Origin of the sequence: Mycetocola sp. CAN_C7 (assembly GCF_015752285.1) — a bacterium.
Lineage (GTDB): Bacteria > Actinomycetota > Actinomycetes > Actinomycetales > Microbacteriaceae > Mycetocola_A.
Genome location: NZ_JADOUY010000001.1, coordinates 496429 through 522526, shown reverse-complemented (window position 1 = coordinate 522526; position 26098 = coordinate 496429). Strand labels below are relative to the sequence as shown.

Below are 26098 nucleotides of genomic sequence, written 5' to 3'. Positions count from 1 at the left end.
AGCTCGGCGGCGATCCCGCACCCCGACCGCTCGCTCACCTGCTCGACGCACTTCTCCCCGAGGCGCAGCCCGTCATCCGCACCGACGGACCCGCCGCGAGCGGGCACGTCGAATAGGCTTGACCGACAGCGCGCCGCACGCCGACGTCGGCCGCACCTGCCCCCTGACCTGATCGGCATCCCTGTGTCTTCTTCCACGACCGAAACGACCGACACCCGGCCGTTTCCCTGGATCGGCCTGCTCACACTGGCCGGCGCGATCTTCGTCTCTGTCACGAGTGAATTCCTCCCGACCGGGCTCCTGCCCGACATGGCGAAAGAACTCGACGTGAGCCTGTCGACGGCCGGCCTGCTCGTCACCGTCTTCGCCGGCACGGTCGTCGTCGCCACGACCCCCCTCGCCGCGCTGACCCGCAAATACTCGCGCAAGGGACTCGTCGTCGTCGTGCTCGGCGTCATCGCCCTCGCCAACGTGCTGGCAGCGATCGCCCCCACCTATGAGATCCTGGTCGGCGCCCGCGTCCTCGGTGGACTCGCCCACGGGCTGTTCTGGGCCGTCGTCGCCGCATACTCCGCGCACCTCGTGCCGCGGCACCAGCTCGGTAAGGCCGTCGCCATCACGGCCGGTGGCGGATCAGCGGCGTTCGTGCTCGGCGTGCCGGTCGGCACGGCACTCGGCCACGCCCTCGGCTGGCGCACGGCCTTCCTGATCATTGCCGTGATTGTCGTGATCCTTGCCCTCCTGGTGGTCAAGTACCTGCCTGCGGTGAACCATCACGTCACGCTCAAGACCGGCGAGATCGCCATCCCGCTCTACAAGGACCGCAGCATCACGGGTGTCGTGCTGCTCTGCGTCGTCATCATCATCCTCATCACCGGCCAGAACACGTTCTACACCTACATCGCGCCCTGGCTGGTCGAGGTCGCCGGGTTCCCGGACACGTCGGTGGCCTTCCTGCTCTTCCTCTTCGGCGGGGCCGGGGTCGTGGGCCTCGTGCTCGCGGGCTACGCCTCCGACCGGTTCCCGAAGCGCGGGTTCGCTCTCGCGATCGTGTCCGTGATCGTTGCGGTCGGCGTCCTCGCCGTCGGGTCCGCCAACTCCATCGTGGTCGTCATCGCCATCGTGGTCTGGGGCGTCGCCTTCGGCGGCGTTCCGGCGATGCTCCAGACCAGGATGCTGCACACAGCGTCGTTCAGAACCCGCGACCTTGCTGCTGCGCTGCAGACCACCGCGTTCAACGTCGGGATCGGTGGCGGCGCCCTGCTCGGCGGCCTCCTTCTCGATCGCAACGGTCTACCATCGCTTCCGCCGGCGCAGATCCTGTTCGTCGCGGTCGCCCTCGCTCTCATGCTGGTGACGGATGCCATGCGTTCCGCCCGCGCCCGACGCTTCACGCACTGACACCGAAAGGGACTCCATGGGTCACAGCCACGTGCACAACGACGCGGAACCGTCGGCGCAGGCCGCCGCGACGCGACGCCGGGCCAACAGACTGCTCGCCGCCATCCTCATCCCGATGACGCTTGCAGCAATCGTCGGCATGTTCCTGCTCTGGCCGAGCGGCGCAGCCGACGACGTCGAGGTGGGCAACCCGTACTCCACCGCCGAGGGGGTGAGCTTCCAGATCGGAACGGTCGAGCGAACGAGCATCGCCACCTGCCTCTACCCGTCGAGCGAGGCGACAGCCGATCAGCAGTGTCTCGTGGCGCACATCGCTCCCGATCGCGGCGGCGCGATCGCTGATGTCGAGATCCCGCCCGAGGTCATCCGCGAGGTCGACGTGAAGGTCGGCGATCGCATCCGTTTTCTCGATCTGGGCACATCAGGCGAGGCCGCGCTGTCGCAGTACTCGTTCATCGACTTCGTGCGTACGGTGCCGATGGCCCTGCTCGCTGGCATCTATGCGGCCGTGGTGGTCCTCGTCGCCCGCTGGCGCGGGTTCCGTGCCCTCCTCGGCCTCGCAGGCGCCTATCTCGTCGTTGCGCAGTTCATCCTGCCCGGGCTCATCGAGGGCAAACCTGCCCTGCTGCTCGGCCTGGTCGGATCGAGTGTGATCATGATCGGGGTGTTGTACTTCGCCCACGGATTCTCAGCGAGGACGTCGACGGCGCTCCTCGGCACGATCTTCGGACTGGTGACGACGTCGCTCATCGCTGCGTGGGCGACCGGCACCCTGCATCTCACCGGGCTGAACGACGACGCCGACTACACCCTCTCCTATGCCTCCGGGTCGATCTCGCTCTCCGCAATTCTGCTCTGCGGGCTCATCATCTCGGGGCTCGGTGTGCTCAACGACGTCACCATCACCCAGTCCTCCGCAGTGTGGGAGATGCACGAACTCGCGCCGGATTCGAGCTGGAGGCGGCTGTTCGCCGGCGCCATGCGCGTCGGGCGCGACCACATCGCTTCCACGGTCTACACGATCGTCTTCGCCTACGCGGGCGCCGCCCTTCCCCTGCTCATCCTGCTGACGCTGCAGGAGCGCCCGATCGTCGAGACCATCACCAGCGGCGAACTCGCCGAAGAGATCGTGCGCACTCTCGTCGGGTCGATCGGCCTCGTACTCGCCATCCCGGTGACGACGCTCATCGCGGTTCTCGTGGTGAAAGCGGTGGGCTCAGGAACGACAGCGACGGCATCCGTTGCCGACGACACCGACGTCACGGCCGATCCCACCGGATCCCGGGCGCTGGCGGCAGAGATCGACCACGAGACGCCGAGGACTCGCCGGGAGAAGCGCCGTGAGGAAGCCGCCCGCGAGCAGTCCTCCTGGGGCCCGTCACGGTGGGACGACGACTGAGTTCTAGGCCCCGGTCGGCGAGTGCTTCGCGTCCTGCAGCGGGAAGACCACTTTCTGGATGATGATGATGGCGGATGCCGCGACCGGGATGGCAACGAGTGCACCGAGGACTCCGCCGATCGCTCCACCCGCGACCGCAGCGATGACGACGATCGCGCCTGGAACGGCGACGGCGCGGCTCATGATGCGCGGGCTCAGCACGTATGCCTCGATCTGCATGTAGATGAGGTAGTAGATGCCGGCGAAGAGCGCGGTGGTGGGGGAGACGAACAGGCAGATCAGGGTGTTGATGATCGACGCCGTGAGCGTGCCGACCAGCGGAACGAGCGAACCGAGGAACGCGATCATCGCCAGCAGGAACGGCAGCGGCGCTCCGATGATCGACAGCGCGATGAGGCTCAGGATGCCGTTGCACAGCGCCAGGCTGAGTTGGCCGACCACGTAGCGGCCGACGGCGCTCGTGATCTCCTCGGTGATCTTCGCGAAGCCGACGCGACGGTAGGCAGGAACGAAGCGGTACGCGACACCCTTCATCGACCGCAGCGAGGCCAAGAAGAAGAGGGTGAGGATGAGCACGATGGTCGCGCCGGTCACGCCACTGGCGATCCCTGCACCGACCGCAGCGAGACCGCCGCCGATCGCGACGAGATTCTCGGGGTTGCTGATGAACTCGATTGAGCTCGAGATGGCGTCCCCGATGCTCAACGACCCACCGAAGGTTGCTTCGAGCCCTTTGATGAAGTCGCTTGACTCGACCTCGTCCTGCACACGTGGGAAGTCCTCGACGAGATTCGACGCCTGTTCGATGAGCACGGGAATGACGGCGAAGAGCAGGGCGGCGAAGACCCCGAGGACAGCGAGGACGACGAGGAGAATAGCCACGCCCCTGTGGATGCGCTTCTCGAGCCAGGTGACCAGGGGGTCGAGTCCGAGGGCGAGGAAAAGGGCAAGACCGATGTAGATCAGCACGGTACCGAGCTGGCCGAGCACATTTCCGATCAGGAGCGCAGTGAGAACACCGAGCCCGCCGACGAGGCCGATCCGGAAGGAGGCGATGCTGAAGCCAGCGGCGCCTGCTCCCTTCTGCAGCGCGAAGTCCGGCTTCAGGTCCGCCTGGTCGACCTCGGCCGTGATGTTCTTGTTTTTCCTGCGCATGATCCACACCCTCAGTGACGGCCGGCAGGCTGCCGACTATTCCACGTACGTACACATCGTCCCGCACCCGGGCGACGACGGCAGCCGCCTCGCCGGATCGGTCAATCGGTGGTATGCAGTCGGTCCTCGCGATGTCGTGGCCTCGGGCGGACCATTCGAATGGCTGTGATCTTACTCCCGCGATGCGCACGGAGGTCATGCACGCCGTCGGCTTCGAACCCGTTTCGTCGATAGAACGCTCGCGCCCGAGCATTTTGCTCGGCCACCCAGAGCTGGGCGGGATCATCGGCGCCCAGCACCGCGTCGAGCAATTTCTGACCGATTCCACTGCCGTGTGCCGATCGGACGAGATAGAGCATCCGTACCTCGAGGTCGTGTACGGGATCGAATCCGGGATGCTCGCGCACGTTCGCGGGGCCGGCCTGCGCGAAGCCAACGACATCGCCGTCGACCTCGGCGATCATGAGTCGCCTGGAGGGTTCGCTGCGTCGCAGCATCCGCTCCCACATGCCGATCCGGCGTGCTTCGGTCGAGTGCTCCCAGAACTCGGGAGTGACGAAATCCGCATAGGTTTCGACCCAGCATTGTTGGTGCACGCGGCCGAGTTCGGCGGCGTCCTCGATCCTCGGAGTGCGCAGAATAACGGCCATGATCGATGACCGTACTCTGCACTGCAGGGCACGGCCACCCGAATTGGGAGTGTGTTCACAGGCCGATTCGGCTATCCTCATGGCTAACCCGAATTTGGGTGGATGCTGTTTCGGCTCCGCCCGCCACTGAACATCAGCGCCAGTACGAGCGCGCGGAATCTCGTGAAAACGCCGCGAACTCGTAAGAATTGGCGCGCGGAGAATTTTTGTGATGACCGACGACAACCGCCGAGAGCCCGAAGCGGGCGCCAGCGACTCGTCCATCGACCCCACGCCGCTCCCGACACGGAGGAGCCTTCGCGAGGCAGCGGCAGCGGCAGCAGGCTCGGGGCTGTCGGCCCCGGAGCCGTCGGTGACTGAGTCTTCGACATCGCTGCCTTCGGTTCCTGACTCGCCGGCAGCCCTCGCGATCCCCCTGTCATCAACACCGATCTCTTCCTCGGCCGTGCCTCCGATTCTCGAACCGAGCACCAGATCGGTTGTCGGCGCCGCGCGCGCACCGCGCTCCGCCGGCGCACGGCGGAAGTCAGGTCATTCGACGACCGGCCCGTCAGCGTCACGTTCCACCACGAGTGCGGTGAGGTCCGCCCCGAAGCAGTCGCGCTGGAAGTCCATCCGGTCGATGCTCATCATGGCGGTCGCTGTGCCCGGCATCTTCGGAACGGTCGCCCTCCCGGCCTACGCCTTCACGTCTGAAGAGACGACTGTCGCAGCACGGGTGCACGCGACCGGTGCTCAGTCGCTCACCGTCCCCGACTGGACGCGACCCGCCCTCGCCCGCGATAGCTATTCGGCGACGTCTGAGGAAGAACTCGCAGCAGTTGCCGCAGCGAAGGCCGCTGCCGAAGCAGCCAAGCTCGCGGCCAGCCGCTCTGCCCAGTCCGGATCATCATCGGGAAGCTACGTCTACAACGCGAATGACCCCGACCTGGCGGCGTTCCTCGTTGGGCGCAGCGGCACCTGGATCCGTCCGGTCGCCGCCGGTATCTCATCGCCGTATGGCCCTCGCGGCCTGGTCTGCAACGCGGCCGGATGCTCCAACTCCTTCCACGACGGCGTCGACTTCGGCGCGAGCTGTGGTACGCCGATCAAGGCTGTCTCTGCCGGCCGGGTCACGTTCACTGGCTCAGCCGGTGCATACGGACAGCGCGTCATCGTCGACCACGGCGGCGGAGTCGAGTCGATCTACGGCCACGTGCAGACCGGTTCGTTCAGGGTCTCCGTCGGTCAACTGATCGAAGCCGGAACGGTTGTCGCCGGTATCGGTGCCACCGGAGTCGTGAGCGGCTGCCACCTCGACCTCAAGATCCGCATCGGCGGCGACTTCACCAACCCGGTACCCTTCATGTCCGGCAAGGGCGTCGGCCTCTAACGCTCCTGTCCGACCCGTCACACGTTCGGGGGACTGTGCCTGTGAGGGTTTCTCACCCTATGGTTGTGCACCTGTGACGTGGCTGTGCCACAGGAATGGTGACCAGTGCGCTGGCGTGTGAAAGACGACGAGATCCTGCTGACGCTGCAGGGCGGGCTGGGCAACCAGCTTTTCGAGTGGGCCTTTGCCCACGACCTCGAACGCTCCGGTCGACGGGTGCTGATCGACCGGGTCCGCTGCCGAGGTGACCGCCCGCTCGTCATCGAGCCGCTACTCACCTCAGAGCAGCGATTCTCGCAACTCTCCGGGCTGCTGCTCGCGGTCGCGCAGAGGCGCGGCCGCATCAGCGACTCCTCGGCTCTCCGCCTGGTCAAGCAGAAGAAGTCGGGTCATGACGTCACCGTCCGTGAGCGCCTCACCGGGCGTTCGTACCTCATGGGCTACTTTCAGTCGCCGCACTACTTCACGGCATCCGCAGACAGTGTGCGAGCATCGATCACCGGCCTGCTCGACTCGATGCTGACCCCGTCCGGGAGAGCCCTCGCCGAGGAGCTGGCGGCCGACCCCCACACTGTCGCTGTCCACGTCCGCCGTGGCGACTACCTTGCCGTCGCAGACAACACCGCCCGTCACGGGGTACTCGGCCAGGACTACTACGACCGTGCACTGGCCCACCTCGACGTTCTCGGACACCGCAACCGCGTCTGGTTCGGGGACGATCCTGACTGGATGACCGCGAACCTGGTCCGGGAGGGTGACCGGGTCTGCCCGGCGGATGCCACGACTCAGGACGGCGGAGAGATCGCTTTGATGTCCGCGTGCTCCTCGAAGGTGATTGCAAACAGCACCTTCAGCTGGTGGGCCGGTTGGCTCGGAAAGCCGGCGACGTCACAGCATCCGGTCATCGCACCGGCCACCTGGTTTGCCGACGCGCACAGCGACGCGAGCGAACTGGTCCCCCCCGAATGGCTCAGGTTCTAGCTGAATGTCACCTTCGGCGTGTCGAAAGAATGCAAAAGAATGACGGTCCCTCATTAAATTGCGCTCTAGCCGGGTAAATCACTCCCATACCCCGGTATCAAAACGTTATAAATGACCGATTCACACAGGTAATTGCCAGCTAATCCCCGTTACGTTAGCTCGGTCTTGCCCCCCCTCTTTGGGGGGTAAACCCCCAGGGCCCATCGGCTCATCCCGACGAATAGGCATACATAACTCGTGCGAAATAAGATACTCACATCGACCCTGATGGCCGCGGCATTGACCGCAGGCTTCCTCATCCCCTCCACGGCGACAGCTGCCCCGGTGGCAGCTGCTCCCGCTTCGACCGAGACGGTCGTCCCCTTCAGCAGCACCGGTTGGAACTACTACCGCGGAACCGCCGCTCCGGCCTCGACCTGGAAGACGGCAGCCGCCTCCTGGGCGACCGGCACTGCCCCGTTCGGCTTCGGCCTGAACACCGGAACCCTCGGCACGAAGCTTCCGAACAGCTTCACCAAGAAGCCGCTGGCGTCGTACTTCCAGAAGTCGTTTTCGCTGGACTCCGTTCCGGCCAGTGGCGTCACCCTGACCACGTGGGCCGATGACGCCGTCATCGTCTACGTCAACGGCAAGGAAGCGGTTCGCAAGAACCTCAAGGCCGGCGAAGTCAAGGACAACAGCTACGCAACGGCTGCTCCGCAGACCACGAAGGCGAAGGCCAGCAAGGTCACCGTGACCGTACCGGCATCCGCTCTCAAGACCGGAAAGAACCTCCTCTCCGCTCAGGTCCAGTCCAACTGGCGCAACACCCACAACATCAGCTTCGACGCTCAGGTCACGATGACGAAGGCCGCAACGGTCGCTCCCCCGACCACGGCACCGACGACGCCGGCCAAGCCGACGACGCCGACAACCCCCGCCACTCCTGAGCAGCCGACAGCGCCCACCGGCGCAGGCGCTGCCTGGGGCACTCCTGCCTGGGAAGATAACTTCACCTACAAGGATGCTGCCGGCCAGCCGGCCGTCGATCCCGCTAAGTGGAACGTGCGTGACCGCAGCGACCTCGGCCTTCTCGCCGATGTCGCCGTGCCTTCCGAGAAGCAGGTGACCGTCGACAACAACGGCATCGCCCACCTCAAGGCGGACTGGCTCGCCACTCCGATCAAGCGCACCTCCGGTGGCGGCGCGCCTGTGCTCACCCACGAGACCGGCTACATGGACCAGCGAGTGCTGAAGAGCGGCGACATGTCGTACGCCCAGCAGTACGGTCGCTGGGAGATCCGCGCCAAGACGCCCACCGGTCCGAAGACCTACGGCGCCCTGGCCGCGTTCTGGCTGCGCAACTCCAACTCCGGTGAGATCGACATCATGGAGGCCTGGGGCTACAACGAAAAGGCTGCACCTGGCGGACAGAAGATCGACACCGCGACCACAACGGTGCACAGCGACACCATGGGCGGCGGATCCAAGTTCTTCTGGACCCACTCCCAGGAGGGTGCCACCTCAAAGCCGTGGGACGGATTCCACACCTACGCCTTCGAGCTGACCCCGACCTACGCATCGCTTTACGTCGATGACGTGAAGATCGCAACGGCGACGCCGAAGACTCACCCCATGCTGTGGGACAAGAAGAGCTTCAACTCGCCGCTCCACGTGCGCCTCAACCTGCACGTCGGCCCGTCGGCTCAGTACTGGGGTCTCCCTGACCCGAAGAACAAGAGCTGGACGCAGCCGCTGGACTACCAGGTCGACTACGTCAAGATCTGGAAGTACAAGGGCTAACACCCGACGCGGCCCCGGCCGATGTCACCAACGCAGGGCCCCGGCATTCGTGTCGGGGCCCTGCGGCGTTATGCAGGTCGTGGGTCGGATGCTGGCGGTCGGGGTGCCGGTCGCCTAGCGTAGAACCTGCGCCGCAGTTCGGCGCATCCAGACGGAGGCGGGCAGATGAGGCGGATCCTGATGCGAGCGGCATCCGCCCTCGTGCTTGCGGCGACGCTCGCTCTCACCGCCCCCCTTGCTGCCGCATCCGTGCAACTCGGCCCGCTGCCCTCGACGACGGATGCCGTGGTCACGACCGCGAACCCGACCATCATCGGAACGCTCCGTATCCCGCGCTTCGGCGGTGAGTACGCCGAGCAGATCGGCGAGGGCATCGGTGAGAGCGCGGTGCTCAACCACATGGTCGGGCATTTCCCCGGCACTGCGGCCCCCGGGGGGCTCGGCAACTTCGCGCTGGCAGGTCACCGCGTCACCTACACCGCGCCGCTCTACAACATCCACACGCTCATCATCGGCGACCCGATCTACGTCGACACCGCCGAAGGGCGGTACCTCTACCGCTTCCGATCGCTCGAATACGTCGACCCGTCGGCGATCGAGGTCACCTATCCGGTGCCGCACGAGTCGGTGTCGACCTCACTCGACCGGATCATCACCTTCGTGGCGTGCAGCCCGATGGGCTCGACGGCCGAGCGGGTCATCGCGTACGGCGTCTTCGAGTCGTTCACGCCAGCCGACTGAGCGGGTCCACGTCGTCCCGGGGAGCTGCGTCAGCTTCGGTAGGGAGCGGTGGTCGGACCCACGTCGTAGCGCGCGAGCGCTTCGGCATCCTGGGCCAGCCGGGAGACCCGCCGGGCGGTGTCGAGGGCGTCGACCGGGTCGTCAGCCGCTTCGGCCAGGGCGAGCTGGCGCTCCGCCTCCGCGAGCCGGGTGCGTGCGTCTGGTCCGACTCGCCCGCGGTTGCCCGCGATGAATGTCGAGGCGACCTCGAGGTGGCTGCGTGCGGAGAAGAGCGCACCACGAAGGGCTTCCCTGGCTGAGTCGATCCGCTGCTGTCGGGTTCTGGCGCTGGAGAGCGCAGCGTCCAGCCTGGTCTCCGCGTCGCGGACGATGTCGAGGCGGGCGAGGGGATCAGGCAATTCGTTGCGATCAGAGCCTCGGGCGAGCGCGTCGGTAAGAATGTCGATCCCGGCCGAGATGTCTGCGGCCGCCTCGGGGAGCTCGGCCGTATCGCGCCGCCTGCGCGCTTCGTCGAGGGCGGCGCGACCCCGCTGGATGGCTGCGTCGAGCTCCCTGCTGGCAGCGTCGAGCGCTGTCGCGGTTCGGGTGACGTCGTCGAGCGCGTGGCGCGCGGCGAGCAGGCTCTGGGCTGCGTCGTCGAGAACGTCTGCGGCAACCTCGCGTGCCGAAACCCTGGTCTCGGCCTGCTGAAGGGCGGTGTGCGCCCGTGAGAGGGCGGCGCGGGCCCGTGAGGGGGCATCCGTCACCGGCGCGACCGCGGAGAGGGCGACCTGCCCGGTCAGGCGGTCGATGGTGGCTTCCGCCTCGGTCAGCCGGTCCTCGGAGGCGGCGATACCCTGCCTGAGCTCGCTCAGGCGGTCGGGGGCGTTTCGCTCGACGGCACGGCGGTCGTCGAACCGGCCGGTCTGCTCCAGCACCGTCGAGGTGACCGAGCCGCAGAGCTCTGCGATGCGCCTGGCCCAGCGACGTCGCTGGGAGTCGCTGTCCGGGATCGCGTCTGCGAGCTGCTGATGCAGCTGAAAAGCTTCGCGCAGCTGGTCACGGGCGGTCGCCATCGCGGCGGAGAACTCTCGCGCTGCGGCATCCCCGAACTCTGCTCGAGCGAAGTCCACTTCGTCTTCAGCCGCGTGTACCAGGTCGTCTGCGCGCACGAGTGCGACCCCGGCCTCCTGCTCGAGCGCGGCGAGGTCGTTCGTCACCCCGGATCCGAGTCGTCGCCGTCTACCGGCCGCGACCCGGGCAATCACGACGATGCCGACGCCGACCGAGCCGAAGACGATGAGGGACGGGAGCCACCAGAGTCCGTCAGTCATGCTCCGAGCCTAGGGGGCTGCGGTGGGAGGACGCCGAGAACGCCGGCTCTCGAGGTCAGCCGAGCAGGAGCTTCGAGAGCTGGTCCGTCGAGTGGACGACCGCCATCGCGTGCGTCGCTTCAGCCGGTGAGCCGTAGCCCCACTCGACCATGATGGTGGGGATGCCGTGAACGGCAGCACCCTCGACGTCGTGGTGGCGGTCGCCGACGAGCACGGTGTGGGTCAGGTCGATGCCCTTCTCCGTGAGGCGCACGATGGCCTCGGCCACCACATCGGCCTTGGCGCTTCGCGTCTCATCTTCGGACGCGCCGCAGATGACCGTGAAGAATTCGGTCAGCCCGAAGTGGTCGAGCACGGCATGGATCTGCGATTCCGGCTTGCTGCTCGTGATGGCCAGCGGGATGCCGCTCGCGGCGATCTTCTTGATGAGACCGGCGATCCCCGGGTAGACGGCGGATCCGGTCCACGGCCCGTCGGCATCCGAAATTCCGCGGTATACGGTGAGGGCACCGAACGCTTCTGCTGGCGTCATGCCGGCGCGCAGCTCGAGGGACTCGAGCATCGGCGGGCCGACCCAGTGGAGCAGCTCTTCCTCGGACGGGACGGGGAGATCGAGTGCAGCGAACATCTTGGCGAGCCGCGCGACGATGCCGGGCGCGGAATCCGTGATCGTTCCGTCGAGATCGAAGAGGATGCACGACCAGGTGCGGTTGACGATGATCGAGCCGGTGCTCGTTCGTTCGGGAGAAGAGATAGACATAAGGGCTCCATAGTAGGCAGTTTCGCTGCCCATTCGACAATTGCGTGTGATGCGTGCGTCAGCTCCGGGCCCGGAGCTGACGGAACTAGAAGAGGCGTCCGTCGGCGTTGTCGAGTCCACGCATCGCGTCGTAGTCGAGGACGAGACAGCGGATGCCGCGATCCTCGGCCAGCGTACGTGCCTGAGGCTTGATCTCCTGGGCCGCGAACACGCCGCGAACGGGGGCGAGGTGCGGGTCCCGATTCATCAGTTCGAGGTACCGGGTGAGCTGCTCGACGCCATCGATGTCTCCACGGCGCTTGAGTTCGACGGCGATCGATGCGCCCGTCTCGTCGCGAGCGAGGATGTCAACAGGACCGATCGCCGTCATGTACTCGCGGCGCACGAGGGTGTGGCCGTCGCCGAGAAGGCCGATCTGTTCGGCGAGCAACTTCTGCAGGTGCGCCTCGACTCCGTCTTTCTGCAGTCCGGGGTCGACGCCGAACTCGAATGCGGAATCGGAGTGGACCTCGTAGATCGACACGACGAGCTGGTCGCCTGTCTTCGCGTGGGTGACCGTCCAGAGTTCGCTGATGCCGGCATCCGTCTGGATCGCGTCCGGCTCCGAGACGCTCAGCGTGCACGGAGGGCTCATCCAGTTGAGCGGCTTGTAGCTGCCGCCGTCGGAGTGCACGAGCAGGCTGCCGTCGCTCTTGAGCATGAGCAGACGTGTCGCCAGCGGGAGGTGCGCCGAGAGTCGACCGGCGTAGTCCACCGAACACTTCGCAATCACCAAACGCACTCGACGAGTTTAGCTGGCTGGGTCGTTGGTCATGAACGGTGGTTACGCGGGCGATCAGCCACGGTTCGCGACGGATGAGCGGGGTGGCGGATGCGACGAGGCGATTCATCCGTCGCACGTGGTGTTATGCCGGGGCAGAAGTCGGCATCAGCGACGGACGGAGAGGGGCTGATGTCGAGCCGGTCGATTCATCCGCCGCGTGTGTCCGTTTTGCGAGGCGAAAGTCGGCAAGAGCGACGGGTGGGCGCCAAAGGATGCGTCGTGGCCGTTCCTGGGACGCAAACAGTGGTTATGCGGGCGGGTCAGCGACCGCCTGCGGCGGATGAGTCGCTCACTCCCGGCGAGCGCCGACTGTCGCCGTGGCGCGGCCTCGCGCGGCCGGGGATGCCAGCCCGGACAGCACAACAAGCACGAGCACCACGTAGAGCGCGTTGAGCAGTCCGACGTGGTCGCCGAGGATGCCGATGAGCGGCGGCCCGACGAGGAACGCGAGGTATCCGATCATCGCGACGGCACTCACCCGCGCTGCGGCATTTTTCCCCTCGGCAGCCGCAGACATGCCGAGCGGGAAGCCGAGGGCACTCCCGAGGCCCCAGAGCACCGCACCGATCAGCACGATCGGAAGGTTCGGCGCGAGGATGAACACCAGCAGGCCGACGATCGCGGAGACCGCGGACACCTGCAGCACGAGCACACGCCCGAACCGGTCGATGAGCGGCCCGCCGGCAACACGCCCGACGGTCATGGCCGAGACGAAGACACCGAAGACGATCGCGCCCGTCGGCTCAGAGAGGCCGTGGCCCTCGACGCTGGCGAGGGCGAGCCAGTCGTTCGCACTCCCCTCAGCGAAGGCCATTCCGAGCATGATCACGCCGATGAGGATCAGCCGCACGTCGGCCCAGACCGACAGGTTCGCGCGCAGCCTGGCCCTCCAGTCGAGCTTGTGCGAATGGGTCGGGGTGTCGTCGCCGAGCTCCTCTCGTACCGGAACGAAACGCACGGCAATGACCGCAGCGATCGCGATGACCACGGCCATGGCGATGGCGTGCCATTCGACCCCGATCGACAGTGCCGATGCCGCGGCGCCGATCCCGGCGCCGATCACGGTTCCGAGACTGAAGCAGGCGTGCATCAGCGGAAGGACGGTCTTGCCGAGCTCGGTCTCTGCTGCAGCGCCCTCGACGTTCATCATGACGTCGACGCATCCGTTTCCGAACCCGAACAGCGCGAGGCCGATGAAGACGAGAACGGGGGAGAAGGTCAGCCCGGCCCCGATGCCGATGAGCACAAGGCCGACAGAGACGAGGCTCAGTGCCAGCACCATGCCGGTTCGGGCGCCGAGACGCACGAGAAGCCAGGCGGATGCCATCAGCCCGAGAATCGACCCGACGCTCATTCCCAGGATGAGCACGCCGATCGATCCGGTGGTGACGTCGAGGTTGTCCTTGATCGCGGGTAGCCGAGCAGCCCAGGTGGCGATGCTCAGGCCGGAGAGCGTGAAGATCACGAAGATCGCGTTGCGCCAGGCGACGAGCTCACGGCGAGGCCGAAGAACAGGAACAGAGGGCGTGGGAGGAGAGGACATATCAATTCGAGGGGTCGTAGCGGAGAAAAAATGGAGGTCGAATCGATTCGAGCCGGTGTCGCCTAAGCTAGCCCGAGACGACTGTAACGGTCAAGCCGCACTCCGGCCCGAGCCGTTCGAGTACGAGCGATCGAGGAGTCATGACCCGTCAGCCTGAGGCATCCGGCGCGACCGGGCGCGGTGATGCCGGCGTCGACGCCGCACGGCCAGATGGCCGTCCGACCCTCGCCACTGTCGCCGCGCGTGCGGGCGTCTCGCCCTCGACCGCCTCCCTTGCCTTCAGCGGACACGGTCCGGTGTCAGACGACACGAAGGCAAAGGTCCTCGCGGCGGCCCGCGAGCTGGATTACGGCGGCCCGGACCCGTTGGCGCAGTCGCTTCGGCGGGGGCGCAGCGGCATCATCGGCGCCCTGATCCCGGCCCGAATCGGGGTGTCGTTCCGCGACCCTGTTCTCATCCAGACCCTCGACGGACTCGCCGAGGAGATCAGCGCGATCGGTGCCGGGCTTCTGCTCATGCCCGACCTCGGCGACGGCGAGGTCAGTGTGACGAGCGCCCCCGTGGATGCCGTGGTGCTCGTAGGCTGCAACGCTGACGCCCTGGGAACACTCGAGGTGCTGCGCAGGCGAAACATTCCGATGGTGCAGATCGAGGGTGACGACAGCGCGGGAGTGGTCACGATCAGCGTCGACAATCGTGGGGGCAGCCGCCTGCTCGCCCAGCACCTCAAGGATCTCGGCCACGAGCGGGTGGCGATCGTCGCCCTGGGGCTCGACCGAGGCCGTACCGTCGGCCCGCTGACGGCCGAGCGGGAGTCCGCAGCCACAGTGACGACCACGGTCGAGCGGCTCGCCGGGGCTCGCGACGTCTACCCGCACATCGGCGGCTGGATCGCCGGCAGCAGCCGCAGCGACGCCGGGCGCGCGGCGGCGCTCACGCTGCTCGACGTTCCGCCCAACGAGCGCCCGACGGCGATCCTGGCCCAGAGCGACCTGCTGGCTGCCGGGGTGATCGCCGCAGCGGAGGAACGGGGTCTGCGCGTGCCAGAGGATCTCAGCGTCGTCGGTTTCGACGGCATCCGCGTGGATGGTCTTGAACGATCGCTGACCACGATCAGGCAGCCGTCGCAGGAGAAAGGCACGGCAGCGGGTCGGGCCGTCGTCGAGATGCTCGCGGGCCGGACGCCGGTCGCCGTCGCCTTCGACGTGACCTTCCAGCCCGGAGACACCACAGGGCCTCCGCCCGCCTGAACCGTCAGCTCTGCTCGCTGCTTTGAGCGTCGGCCTGGCGCATGATGGCGAGAATGCGACGCAGGTCCATCGCAACGGATGCCGCTGGACTGAGCGACGACGGCGAGAGGTCGCTCTGGTCGTCGAGCCGGGCGAGCAGCGTAACGAGGGCGTCGTCCGCCGCGGTCACGCTCGGCGTGAGGTCTTTGCCGTCATTGCGGGCGATCAGCACATCGGCGACGGCACACAGGGTGGTGCTGAGCGGTTCACGGAGTCCCTCGGGGAGTTCGGCGGGAAACGGCCCCTCCCAGATCGAGGCAGACAGCACACCGGTGAGGTCGCGAACGTGGAATGTCATCGTCTCGAGCGCCGTGAGGTCTTCGTAGTCCCGGTTGAGGTCGCGCTGGTGCAGTCTCGCCCGCGGGTTGAGCCGCCTGCTCTCGTCTGCGTGCCTGACGGCGGCGCGCACCTCGTCTGCCGTCTCGGCGAGAGCGCCGCTGCGTCCCGCCCACTGCTCGTGCTCCGGAGGCCAGGTTTCGACGAGGGCGGCGGCGATCTCGCGCATGTGCGTTGACAACTGTGTGCGGAACGAGGCGAGCTGCAGCACGGCAGCACTGAAGTTGAGGGGTGGGAGCACGATCATGTTGACAGCGAGCCCGACCGTGATCCCGACACTCATCTGTACGAGATAGCCGATCGAGTACGCGTCGGCGTTCTGGCCTCCGACGATCAGCACGAACAGCGCAGCGACCGCGACATAGTCGCCGCCCGTCGTCAGCCAGCGGCTCCCGGCGATCAGCACGCCCACACCGATGACGAGTGAGATGGTGATCACGTTCGGCTCGGCGAGGAAGATCACGATTCCAGCCAGGAGGATGCCGATCGCCAGCGCCGCAAGCGTCTGAACGCCGTGCTTCACCGAACTCATCAGGGTCGGCGACATGCTGATCAGTGCGCCGAGCGGCGCGTAGTAGGGGTAATCGTCTGCCACCCCGGGCATGAGCGGTGCGATAAGCCAGGCGATCCCGACGGCGACGCCCGTTTTGACGGCCAGGAGGAGCCGCGGGTGAACGAGCCACGACTTCAGGCGCGACGCCACGGGGCGTTCAGTGGAGAGGATGCGCATCTGATCATCATCACAAATGGATGCGCGGAACATCGATTACTGGAGCCCCCCTTGCGCTTTCGGCACGGAAGTCCCGCCTCAGTCGTTGCGCGCCGACCACTCCCGGTCGAGTATCGCGTAGACACCGGTGTCTTCCCACCGGCCCTTGATGAACATGTCCTCGACGAAGTGGGCTTCCTCGCGCATTCCCAGCCGGAGGCAGAGTTGAACGGACGCCGTGTTCTCCGGGGTGAGCGACGCGATGATCCGGTGCACCCCCATGGTCTCGAAGCCCAGGGACAGAACCGCCAGGGCGGACTCACTTGCGTACCCGCGCCCGGAGACGTCGGGGTGGAAGACCCAGCCGACTTCGAGCGTCGAGTACTCGGCGTTGTCCACGGTGAGAAACATCTGGCCGATCACCTGGTTGTCACCCCGCCGTTCGACGGCCAGTTGCAGGTAGTCGCCGTTCTTCTCGAGTCGCGTCCTGGCGGCATCCTCCGCCACCTTGACGGCAACCGTTGCGCGATCCCGCGGTTCGTAGAGGAGGTAGCGGCAGACGTCCTCACGCGACTGCCACGAGTGGATGGCGTCGACGTCGGCATCCGTCTCTCGACGCAGGAGAAGCCGCTCGGTCTCAAGGGGCTCGGTGAACTCGAACGCGTGCATGCCTCATGCTAGCGACTGCGGTCCGAGCAGCGAGAGCGCACTTGCGCACTCAAGAACGGGATTTCTCGCGATCATGAGTGCTCAACTGCAATCTCGACGCGGGTCACGTCCCGCTCAGAGCAGTCCGAGTTCGAGCGCGAGGGTGACGGCCCGCGTGCGGTCTTTCACCCCGAGTTTCTCGAACGCGTGCAACAGGTGGGTCTTCACGGTCGCCTCGCTGATGAACAGCCGGGCGGCGATGGCTGGGTTGCTGTTGCCTGCAGCGACAAGCCGCAACACGTCGAGTTCGCGAGCGCTGAGTCTGGGCGGAATCGGCGCAGCCCCCTGTCGCATCCGGTCGACGAGTTTCGCCGCGATGGCCGGGGCGAGCACCGTCTGGCCGCCGACCACCGATCGCACTCCGGCGACGATCTCGTCCTGCGGTGCCGCCTTCAGCAGGTAGCCGCTCGCGCCGGCCTCGATCGCCCCGAGGATGTGGTCGTCTGTCTCGTACGTGGTGAGGATCAACACCCGGGTGCCCGGCAGCGCGGCGATGATCTGCGCGGTTGCCGCGGCACCGTCGATCTCGTCGCCGCCCGGATTCGGCATCCGCAGGTCCATCAGCACGAGGTCGGGTCGGTGTTCTCCGGCGAGGGCGATCGCTTCGGCGCCGTTCGCGGCCTCCCCGACGACCTCGATGCCGTCGGCGAGCGAGAGTAGCGCAGCGATGCCGGAGCGCACGATCGGATGGTCGTCGGCCACCAGTACCCTGATCGGCTGATCGGTCATGCCTGCACCTCTCGCGTGAGGGGGATCTCGACGGTGAGTTCGGTGCCCGACGTGGTGGCGGCATCCGCAACGGTGAGGGCGCCACCGACCAGTCCGACCCGGTCGCGCATGCCGCTCAGGCCGAATCCGCGTTCTGACCCGCTCTCGTCGTTCGGCTGATAGCCGCGCAGCCCGCGCCCGTCGTCGGTGACGCGCAGGCTGACCGTGAACGCGGTCTGGATGACGAGAACGGATGCCGCACGCGCGTCCGCGTGCTTCCTCACGTTCGCGAGTCCTTCCTGTGCGCAGCGGAGCAGCACCACCTCGATGTCCCTGGGGAGCCCGGCCAGGTCGGTGTGCGTCGTCACGGTGACTCCCGTCTCGCGGGAGAAGCGCTCGCCGAGGCGGGCAAGGGTGTCGGTGAGCGAGGCATCGCTCGACGGCAGCCCGGCATTCGCCGTCACCAGGGCTCGGGCTTCACTGAGCGCGTCCCTGGCTGTCGATTCGATGAGCTCGAGGGTGGAATCTGCTGTGGGCTGCTCGAGCCTGGCCCGCTGCGCCAGCATCACGACGCTCGTCAGGCTTTGCGCGATCGTGTCGTGGATCTCGCGGGCGATGCGTTCGCGCTCGGCGGTCGCGCCGGCATCCCGACTCAGCAGTTCCAGCTCGCCCTGGGCAGACCTGAGGTCGTCGAGGAGCCTCTGGCGTTCGTCGCCGTACTCAGCGATGCGCGTGATCCAGAGTCCGAGGGCCAGGCTGAAGCCGAGCGAGAGCCCGCCGACGAGGAGCGCCTGGACGGTGCCACCGATGCCTTCGCCGAGGCCGATGAAGAAGCCGATGGTGATGATGAGCGCCGTGGCGCAGTTCGCGAGAACCGCCTGCCTGGTGCTGAGCGACACCACCCAGATGAGCGGGTAGACGACGAACTGTGCGGTGAGGATGTTCGGTTCGAACGCGGCGCCGGTGCCGACGATGAGCCCGAGGAGCGCCTGCAACGTGATGCTCGGCGCCAGCGAGGTGGGCGCCGGAATCCGGTCGACTGCGCCGACGATCCGGCGGCCGAAGCCGTAGTAGACCGCAGAGAGCAGGCCGAGGGCGATCCAGGCGGCCCAGCGGTCGAGGCCATCCGCCGCTACGGTGACCGTGACCCCGACCACGATGACCGTGGCGGCCACCGCGACGTCCCACCACCTCGGATTGTTCACGGTCCTACTCTCTCGTACTTCGGGTCTCTCCCCGTCGGAACGGATGCCGCAGCGCCGTCAGCTGTCTTTGCGGATCCAGCGGAAGGTGAGTCTGCAGAGCACAAGCCCGACGATGCACCAGATGAGCAGGTTGATGCCGACGAGGCCGAGCTCCCACGCGCCGTTCTGCTCCACTGCGGCGAAGGATTCGGGCAGGAACACCGACCGCATGCCCTGGGCGAGCCATTTGAGCGGGAAGAGGCTGGCGATGTTCTGCAACCAGTCGGGGAGCATCGTGAAGGTCAGGTAGACGCCTGAGATGAACTGCAGCACGAGCACGATCGGGATGACGACCGCTGTCGCGCTCTTGCCCGACCGCGGCAGGGCCGAGAGGGCGATGCCGAGTACGGCAGAGGTGACGATGCCGAGCAGGTAGAGCCAGCCGAAGGTGAGCCACTTCTCGGGCTCGGTCGGCAGTTCGATCGAGAATGCGACGCGGGCGACGACGAGCAGCAGCGCGACCTGCGCGACGGAGGTGACGAAGACCTGCCCCATCTTGCCGATGAAGTAGCTGATCACCGGTAGGGGCGATCCGCCGAGCCGTTTGAGGGTGCCGTCGCTTTTCTCGGTGGCGATGTCCGTGGCGAGATTCTGCACACCGGAGAGCAGGATGCCGGCTGCGACCATGCCGGGGAGGAAGTAGGCGCCCTGGCTGATTCCTCCGCTACCGTCGGGGTCGGTGCCGACGTTGCCCGCCGTGCTGAACGCGGTGGCGAAGATCGAGAGCATCACCACAGGGAACAGGAACGTGAAGAACACCTGGTCTCCGACCCGGAAGTACACCCGGGTCTCGTAGGCGATTCGGGCGAGGCCGAGACGGATGCCACGTCCGCGCGGCAGCGCGGGTACCGGGCCAGCCGGTCGGGTGAGCGTCTGTTCAGACATGTGCTGCTCCTGTCGATTCGGTCGTCGTCGCGGCATCCGTCACTTGTGTGCCGACGAGGTCGAGGTAGACGTCTTCGAGGGTGGGGCGGATCACTTCGAGATCGCGTGGTTCGCCGGCCCCAGCTGCGAACAACCGCGATACGACGGCCGCAGGGGTGTGGGTGCGTTCCTCGTGGAGGCCGCCTGCGTCGCGCCAGCGGACGACGGGCACACGGGCATCCGCCCCGCCGATGGTGTCGACAGGGCCGATCTCGACGAGGCGGCCGTTGGCGATGACCGCCACCCGGTCGGCGAGTTGCGCGGCCTCGTCGAGGTAGTGAGTCGTGAGGAGGATCGTGGTGCCATCGGCCTTGAGCGAGCGGATGAGCTCCCAGAAGTGGCGACGGGCTTCGGGGTCGAACCCCGTCGTCGGTTCGTCGAGGAACAGCAGCTGGGGACGCCCGATGACGCCCAGCGCGACATCGACGCGTCGGCGCTGGCCACCGGAGAGCTTGCCGATGCGGGTCTTCGCCTTCTCGGCGAGGCCGACCGCGTCGAGGACCTCATCGACGTCACGGGGATTCTCGTAGTAGGCGGCGAACTGCTCGACCTGTTCACGGACCGAGACGTGCGCCGCTTCTGCGCTCGATTGGAGCACGATGCCGAGCTGGGCCTTCCAGGCGAGATCGGCCTTCTGCGGGTCGCGGCCGAGCACGCTCACGTCGCCGCTCGAGCGGTCGCGGAAGCCCTCGAGGATTTCGATGGTGGTCGACTTGCCCGCCCCGTTGGGTCCGAGCAGCGCGAAGGTCTCGCCTCGGTAGATGTCGAAACTGACGCCGTCGACGGCGGTCAGGGCGCCGTAGCGCTTGGCGAGATTGCGGACGCTGACCACGGCATCGGTCGACTCGTGGTGTCCGGGTTCTGGGATGGTCATGGCACCAGCATGCTCTTCCGGCGCGCACCGCAACAGCGGTGGTCCGGCTGATTCCGGGGTCAACCGATCGGTGGATGCCGCGCTGCTTTCATCGTCGTCAGCGGAGGCAGCGCCGATGCGTCAGTCGCCGAGTTCGTCGATGAGGATGGCGGTGTAAATGAGCGACAGGTGGCTGAGGCCCTGTGGCAGGTTTCCGGTGAAGTCGAGCGAACCGGCTTCGATCATCTCGGCGTAGAGGCCGACGTCGTTCGAAAGGGCGACGAGGTCGTCCATGAGTTCCCGAGCCTCGTCGACCCGGCCGACGCAGGCCATTGCGCCGGCCAGCCAGAACGCACACGCGACAAAGGTCGACTCCTCCTCCCTCATTCCCGTGTAGCGATAGAGGAGCGGGCCGTCGCCGAGCTCTGCCCTGATGGCGTCGATCGTTGTCGACATCCGTTCGCCCCGGTCGAACCCGCTGGGGGCATGGAGCAGGATCGAGGCATCCAGTTCGTCAGACCCCGGATACATCGTGAACGACTGTTTCGCCTCTGACCAGCAGTTCGCGTGAACCCACGAGCCGATGCGGTCGCGTTCGGCGATCCAGCGGTCGGAGTTGCCGTGGATCTGCCCGAGCTCTGCGAGGTGCACCGCGCTGTTGAGCGCCTGCCAGCAGCCCAGGGCGGACGTCGTGTAGTGGCGGTTCTCCTCGAGTTCCCAGATGCCGGCATCCGGTCTGTGCCAGTCGTCACACGCACGGTCAGCGACCGACGCCAGCAGTGCGCCGGTTTCGGGGTCGAGAATGTTTCCGGCGTCGACGTAGGCGCGCATGACATCGAACAGGTCGCCGTACGGGGCAAGCTGAAGCTGGTGCCTGGCGTCGTTGCCACTGACGACGGGCGGAAGGTTGCGCCAGCCCGGGGCGTCGGTGTGCCTGATCGCGTCGGGGATCTCACCGTCGAGGGTGTAAAAAATCTCGAGCTCAGGGCCGTGTCTGCGGATCGTCGTGAGGAGCCACGAGACGGCTGCCTGGCTCTCTTCGCGCAGGCCGAAGCGGATGAGCGCCTGCAGCGTGTACGCGACGTCGCGGACCCAGGCAAACCGGTAGTCCCAGTTCTTGCCGCCGGTGACGGTTTCGGGGAGCGACGTGGTCGCAGCAGCGGCGATCGCGCCCGTCGGGCTGTGGATGAGGAGCTTGAGGGCGAGCGCACTGCGCCGGACGGCATCCGCCCACGGCCCGTCGTAGGAGAACTCGGTCGACCACGCGCGCCAGTTCGCCACCGTGCGGTCGATTCCCCTGTCGACGTTCTGCGGGTTCGGCGGGTGAATCGGTTCGCGATGCGTACCGGAAACCGTAATCAGCGAGCGCGACGCCGGCTCGGTCGCGAATGCGCCGTCGAGCCGTTGGGCACCCGGTTCGTTCGGACCGTGCCCGAAACCCGTCACGGTGAGGGTGACGCCGTCGACCCGCAGCACCGGGCCATGCACCGTTTCGTGCACCCAGGGCATCGCGGTTCGCAACGCGCGGCCGGGTTCGACGCTCCACGCCATCCGCACCGAGCCGGAGATCCCGTCGACGCGACGGGCCAGTTCCGTCCAGGGCAGGCGACCGGCTACTCCGGTGACGAGGGCATCGGTGACCCGTACGACCCCGGATGCCGTCGTGAACGTCGTCTGCAGCACATTCGTTCCAGACACGTACCGTCTGGTCACCGTGAACGGGTCGGTCGGCGCGAGGGTGATCCGTCCGCCGTGGTCGGTGTCGAGGAGGGCAGCGAAGACGGGCGCCGAGTCCAGGGCAGGAATCGGGAACCAGTCGACGCTGCCGTCCAGGGCGATCAGCGCGACGGTACGACCGTCGCCGATTCCCGCGTATCCGCGGAGGTCGGCGTAGCCGTTATCGCGTTCAAGCGCGCCGCCGCGGTCGGCCGTGCGCAGCCGGTGTGATGGCGAACTGGGCAAGCGGTCACCTCTCGTGGTTCATCGGCGACCCGTCGCCCAGCGTGCGCGAACGACGGTTTCACCGCCCGGTTGGGCGGCGAACCCGATCGTTACGGGGTCGGCATGCCGCCGTTGACGTTGAGCGTCTCACCCGAGACATAGCTCGACTCACCCGATGCCAGGAACACATAGGCGGGGGCGAGCTCGGCCGGCTGGCCGGCGCGGCCGAGCGGCGTCTGCTCACCGAACTCGGGCAGCACATCCGTCGGCTGGCCGCCCGCGGTCTGCAACGGGGTCCAGATCGGGCCGGGAGCCACCACGTTGACGCGGATGCCCTTCGGAGCGAGTTGCTGCGCGAGCGCCTTCGAGAAGGCGTTGATCGACGCCTTGGTCGTTGCGTAGTCGACGAGGTTCTCCGACGGGGAGTATGCCTGGATGGACGACGTGTTGATGATGGTCGAACCAGGAGCGAGGTGAGGCAACGCCGCTTTCGTGGTCCAGAACATGGCGTAGACGTTCGTCTTGAACGTCTCGTCGAACTGTTCGTCGGTCAGCTCGGCGAGGTCTTCGACGTGCTGCTGCTTGCCGGCGTTGTTGACGAGGATGTCGAGTCCGCCGAACGCCGAAACCGTCTTCTCGACGATGCCCTTCGCGTATGCGGAGTCCGTCAGGTCGCCGGGGAGGGCGAGGGCCTTCTGGCCGGCCTCCTCGATGAGCGCGACGACAGCCTTGGCGTCTTCTTCTTCTTCGGGAAGGTACGAGAGAGCGACGTCCGCGCCCTCCCGGGCGTATGCGATGGCGACGGCAGCGCCGATCCCCGAGTCGGCTCCGGTGATCAGGGCCTTGCGCCCCTGGAGGCGGCCCGTGCCCCGGTAGGACTTCTCGCCGCGGTCAGCGGTCTCCTCGAGCTGGGAATCGAGCCCGCTGCCCTCCTGGTACTGGGCGGTCGTGTCGATGTCGGCGTACTTCTTGGTCGGGTCTTCGAATGTGTACTGGTCGGCAGCCATGAGCTGGTCCTCCTGTGATCTGGACGCGTTTCCGATTCGACTGAACTCGGTCACTCCCGATGCTGTCAGGGGTTGCGCATTGCGAGCATGAGGTTGATTACGGGGAGGAGTTCAGCTATGGCTCGACAGCCCTGGCGCTCGACGAAATGACCTCCGCCGGGAATGATCGTGAGCGGTGCGTCGAGGCTCCTGGCGAGCGCCGCGGTGATCGGCGGGGCCACCGTCGTGTCGTTGTCTGACCCGAACACGTGACGGTGCCTGATGTTGGCCCGAATCGGCTCCAGGTCGAGTGACGGCACCGTGAACGGGTCGAGCTTCGGCAGGTTCGGCAGGGGTTCGGCGAAACCGGCGACGATCACGAGTCCGCCGAGCGTCCATGGCCGGGGAAGCGCGGCCAGCACCCGCAGCGTGGTGATCGTCCCCAGGCTGTGCCCCACGAGCACGGTGTCGTCGTCGACCTCGCCGATCGCCGCGGCGAGGGTCTCGAGCCAGGCGGCCGGTTGCGGCTCGGTCGGGTCGGGCAGCGCCGGTACGTGCACCACATCGGCCCCGTACTGTTCGACGAGCCAGGGGAACCAGTGTTTGTCGGGAGACGCGAGGTACCCGTGTGCGACGACGATGCGTTTGCCCATGTCGTCGAGTGTGCCAGCTGTTCAGGCGCCCGTGCGCATCCAGGCCGTCGTTCGGGCACGCAGACCCAGGGTCACAGCGCGGGCCGCGACGTAACCGAGCGCGAATGCGGCGGTGAGCAGAGCGAGCCCCGCGGCATCCGTTGGCGCTGAGAACAGGACCCACAGCGCGAGCGGCACGAAAACGACGACGTTGAGGATGCCGGTGAGCGCGAGATAGCGGGCGTCACCTGCACCGATCAACACGCCGTCGAGCACGAAGACGAAGCCGGCAAGCGGGGTGCTGAGCCCGAGCACGAGAAGGCTCGGCATCAGCAGCGCGGCAAGAGCCGGGTCGCCGGTGAACAGCAGCCCGGTCACCCCCGAGGTTCCGGCGACGACGAGTCCGAGCACCACGCCAGAGCCGACTCCCCACTGCAGGCAGCGCAGAAGCACCGCCAGCACGCCCTCGGTGTCTGCGGCGCCGAGTCCTTTGCCGATGAGCGCCTGCGCCGCGATCGCGAGGGCATCGAGGGCGAACGCGGTGAGGGTGAAGATCGTCATCACCACCTGAAAGCCGGCGAGCTCGCTCGTGCCGAGCCCGGTCGCAACGAAGACGGCCAGCAGGATCGCGGCCCTGAGGCTCACCGTGCGCACGAACAGCCAGCCGCCTGAGAGCGCCGATCCCGAGATCCCGGCGCGGTGCGGCCGAATGCCTGCCCCCGTCCGCCTGGCGTGGGCGAGCACGACGGCGAAATACACAGCGGCCATGCCCCACTGGGCGATCACGGTGCCGATCGCCGAGCCGGCGATCCCGAAGCCGAGCAGGTAGATGAGCACGGCGTTGAGCGCGACGTTCGCGGTGAACCCTGCGACGGCGACGAGCAGCGGCGTCCGGGTGTCCTGCAGGCCGCGGAGCAGGCCGGTCGCCGCGAACGCGAGCAGCATCGCCGGAAGCCCCGCCATCGAGATCGAGAGGTAGACGGATGCCTGCTCCGTCACATCCGCAGGCGCTCCGAACGGTGCGAGAAGGACCGGTGTCGCCAGCGCCCCGATGGCGGCGAGGGCGATGCCGAGTCCGAGGGCAAGCCAGAGCCCGTCGATGCCGACCGAGACGGCGCCGCGTTCGTCCCCGGCGCCGAGTCGACGGGCGACGGCCGGGGTCGTGGCGTATGCGAGAAAGACCATCAGCCCGATGATCGTCTGCAGAACGGCGCCGGCGAGGCCGAGGCCGGCCAGCTGGGTCAGGCCGATGTGGCCGATCATGGCCGAGTCGGCGAGGAGGAACAGGGGCTCCGCGAGCAGGGCGCCGAGTGCGGGGACCGCGAGGCGAAGGATGTCGCGGTCAACGGTTCTCACCCGCTCGAGCCTACTGCCGGCAGGCAACCGGGCGGGTGCCCCTTCTTCCGCTATGCCGCTTTCCGCCGGTAATGTCGCGATCATGATCGGAGAACTGCACGCCGTCGTGATCGACTGCCCGGACATCGAGGAACTCGCCACCTTCTACCAGGAACTGTTGGGAATGGTCCGCGTCTCGACCGATGACGACTGGATCATGATCGGCGACTCGCCCGATCGGTCCAGGGTCGCATTCCAACTCGTGGACCCATACACGCCGCCTCAGTGGCCGGGCCAGCTGGTGCCACAACAGATGCACGTCGACGTGCGGGTCCCCGACCTCGACGAGGGTGAAAAGAACGTCATCGCCCTGGGCGCGACCGACGCCGCATACCGCGAAGACGACTTCCGGGTCTACCTCGACCCGGCCGGGCATCCGTTCTGCCTCGTCCTCTGACGGGCCGAGGCCCGTGGCACGGTTGCCGAGCGGGTGGTCCGCCGCTAGCCTCAGAA

The 26098-nt window shown here is 67.0% G+C and carries 25 protein-coding genes; 8 read left to right on the top strand and 17 right to left on the bottom strand.

What is annotated here, in order from left to right; genetic code table 11:
* Positions 1–183: 183 nt before the first annotated feature.
* A complete protein-coding gene (locus IWX78_RS02445) occupies positions 184–1401 on the top strand; it encodes an MFS transporter (RefSeq protein ID WP_334684512.1) in 1218 nt (405 codons plus the stop codon).
* A gap of 16 nt (positions 1402–1417) precedes the next feature.
* On the top strand, positions 1418–2800 hold the full coding sequence (locus IWX78_RS02440; protein WP_196831785.1) for a YibE/F family protein: 1383 nt from the start codon (positions 1418–1420) through the stop codon (positions 2798–2800).
* Positions 2801–2803: 3 nt separating this feature from the next.
* Here the strand turns inward: IWX78_RS02440 and IWX78_RS02435 are convergent, their stop codons facing one another.
* The 3 genes from IWX78_RS02435 to IWX78_RS16320 all read right to left on the bottom strand — a co-directional run bounded on the left by IWX78_RS02435 (position 2804) and on the right by IWX78_RS16320 (position 5259).
* Entirely contained in the window at positions 2804–3955 is a 1152-nt protein-coding gene (locus IWX78_RS02435; RefSeq protein ID WP_196831784.1) for an AI-2E family transporter, read from the bottom strand.
* Positions 3956–4056: 101 nt separating this feature from the next.
* A complete protein-coding gene (locus IWX78_RS02430) occupies positions 4057–4869 on the bottom strand; it encodes a GNAT family N-acetyltransferase (protein ID WP_334684511.1) in 813 nt (270 codons plus the stop codon).
* 267 nt (positions 4870–5136) lie between these two features.
* Positions 5137–5259, bottom strand: coding sequence for a hypothetical protein (locus tag IWX78_RS16320; protein ID WP_334684510.1), 123 nt, complete (start codon positions 5257–5259; stop codon positions 5137–5139).
* Between IWX78_RS16320 and IWX78_RS02425 the strand changes: the two genes are divergently transcribed.
* The 4 genes from IWX78_RS02425 (at position 5249) to IWX78_RS02410 (ending at position 9481) form a co-directional block, all read left to right on the top strand.
* Positions 5249–5977, top strand: a complete 729-nt coding sequence (locus tag IWX78_RS02425; RefSeq protein WP_196831783.1) for a M23 family metallopeptidase — start codon at positions 5249–5251, stop codon at positions 5975–5977. The two genes, IWX78_RS16320 and IWX78_RS02425, sit on opposite strands and share 11 nt — an antisense overlap.
* 105 nt (positions 5978–6082) lie before the next feature.
* Positions 6083–6958 carry an alpha-1,2-fucosyltransferase gene (locus tag IWX78_RS02420; RefSeq protein ID WP_196831782.1) on the top strand — a complete coding sequence of 292 codons (876 nt, stop codon included), beginning with the start codon at positions 6083–6085 and terminating at the stop codon, positions 6956–6958.
* Positions 6959–7195: 237 nt separating this feature from the next.
* Positions 7196–8740, top strand: a complete 1545-nt coding sequence (locus IWX78_RS02415; protein ID WP_196831781.1) for a glycoside hydrolase family 16 protein — start codon at positions 7196–7198, stop codon at positions 8738–8740.
* A 165-nt stretch (positions 8741–8905) separates the two neighbouring features.
* Positions 8906–9481 carry a sortase domain-containing protein gene (locus IWX78_RS02410; RefSeq protein WP_196831780.1) on the top strand — a complete coding sequence of 192 codons (576 nt, stop codon included), beginning with the start codon at positions 8906–8908 and terminating at the stop codon, positions 9479–9481.
* Positions 9482–9510: 29 nt separating this feature from the next.
* Here the strand turns inward: IWX78_RS02410 and IWX78_RS02405 are convergent, their stop codons facing one another.
* The 4 genes from IWX78_RS02405 to IWX78_RS02390 form a co-directional block, all read right to left on the bottom strand.
* Positions 9511–10794 carry a hypothetical protein gene (locus IWX78_RS02405; RefSeq protein ID WP_196831779.1) on the bottom strand — a complete coding sequence of 428 codons (1284 nt, stop codon included), beginning with the start codon at positions 10792–10794 and terminating at the stop codon, positions 9511–9513.
* Positions 10795–10849: 55 nt separating this feature from the next.
* The gene (locus IWX78_RS02400; RefSeq protein WP_196831778.1) at positions 10850–11554 is read right to left on the bottom strand and encodes an HAD hydrolase-like protein; all 705 of its coding nucleotides are present in this window, start codon (positions 11552–11554) and stop codon (positions 10850–10852) included.
* An 85-nt stretch (positions 11555–11639) separates the two neighbouring features.
* Positions 11640–12335 (bottom strand): endonuclease NucS, encoded by a 696-nt coding sequence (gene nucS, locus IWX78_RS02395; protein ID WP_196831777.1) that lies wholly within the window; start codon positions 12333–12335, stop codon positions 11640–11642.
* A 331-nt stretch (positions 12336–12666) separates the two neighbouring features.
* On the bottom strand, positions 12667–13920 hold the full coding sequence (locus IWX78_RS02390; RefSeq protein WP_196831776.1) for an MFS transporter: 1254 nt from the start codon (positions 13918–13920) through the stop codon (positions 12667–12669).
* Positions 13921–14060: 140 nt separating this feature from the next.
* Between IWX78_RS02390 and IWX78_RS02385 the strand changes: the two genes are divergently transcribed.
* Entirely contained in the window at positions 14061–15170 is a 1110-nt protein-coding gene (locus tag IWX78_RS02385; protein ID WP_196831775.1) for a LacI family DNA-binding transcriptional regulator, read from the top strand.
* A 4-nt stretch (positions 15171–15174) separates the two neighbouring features.
* Here IWX78_RS02385 and IWX78_RS02380 read toward each other — a convergent pair whose 3' ends face one another.
* From IWX78_RS02380 to IWX78_RS02335, 10 genes are all read right to left on the bottom strand, one after another.
* Complete coding sequence (locus IWX78_RS02380; protein WP_196831774.1) at positions 15175–16275, bottom strand: FUSC family protein; 1101 nt, start codon at positions 16273–16275, stop codon at positions 15175–15177.
* Positions 16276–16353: 78 nt separating this feature from the next.
* Positions 16354–16923 (bottom strand): GNAT family N-acetyltransferase, encoded by a 570-nt coding sequence (locus tag IWX78_RS02375; protein WP_196831773.1) that lies wholly within the window; start codon positions 16921–16923, stop codon positions 16354–16356.
* 114 nt (positions 16924–17037) lie between these two features.
* On the bottom strand, positions 17038–17691 hold the full coding sequence (locus tag IWX78_RS02370; RefSeq protein ID WP_196831772.1) for a response regulator: 654 nt from the start codon (positions 17689–17691) through the stop codon (positions 17038–17040).
* On the bottom strand, positions 17688–18875 hold the full coding sequence (locus IWX78_RS02365) for a sensor histidine kinase (RefSeq protein WP_196831771.1): 1188 nt from the start codon (positions 18873–18875) through the stop codon (positions 17688–17690). The genes IWX78_RS02370 and IWX78_RS02365 overlap by 4 nt, the downstream gene beginning before the upstream one ends.
* A gap of 57 nt (positions 18876–18932) precedes the next feature.
* Entirely contained in the window at positions 18933–19799 is an 867-nt protein-coding gene (locus IWX78_RS02360; RefSeq protein ID WP_196831770.1) for an ABC transporter permease, read from the bottom strand.
* The gene (locus IWX78_RS02355; RefSeq protein WP_196831769.1) at positions 19792–20712 is read right to left on the bottom strand and encodes an ABC transporter ATP-binding protein; all 921 of its coding nucleotides are present in this window, start codon (positions 20710–20712) and stop codon (positions 19792–19794) included. Before IWX78_RS02355 ends, IWX78_RS02360 begins: the two co-directional genes overlap by 8 nt.
* 120 nt (positions 20713–20832) lie before the next feature.
* Positions 20833–22629, bottom strand: coding sequence for a glycoside hydrolase family 15 protein (locus tag IWX78_RS02350; RefSeq protein ID WP_196832099.1), 1797 nt, complete (start codon positions 22627–22629; stop codon positions 20833–20835).
* Between the two features lie 113 nt (positions 22630–22742).
* Entirely contained in the window at positions 22743–23639 is an 897-nt protein-coding gene (locus IWX78_RS02345; protein WP_196831768.1) for a glucose 1-dehydrogenase, read from the bottom strand.
* Between the two features lie 65 nt (positions 23640–23704).
* On the bottom strand, positions 23705–24271 hold the full coding sequence (locus IWX78_RS02340; protein WP_196831767.1) for an RBBP9/YdeN family alpha/beta hydrolase: 567 nt from the start codon (positions 24269–24271) through the stop codon (positions 23705–23707).
* Between the two features lie 21 nt (positions 24272–24292).
* Entirely contained in the window at positions 24293–25606 is a 1314-nt protein-coding gene (locus tag IWX78_RS02335) for an MATE family efflux transporter (protein WP_334684508.1), read from the bottom strand.
* A gap of 82 nt (positions 25607–25688) precedes the next feature.
* Here IWX78_RS02335 and IWX78_RS02330 point away from each other — a divergent pair, with 82 nt between their 5' ends.
* Entirely contained in the window at positions 25689–26042 is a 354-nt protein-coding gene (locus IWX78_RS02330; protein ID WP_196831765.1) for a VOC family protein, read from the top strand.
* Positions 26043–26098 lie beyond the last annotated feature (56 nt).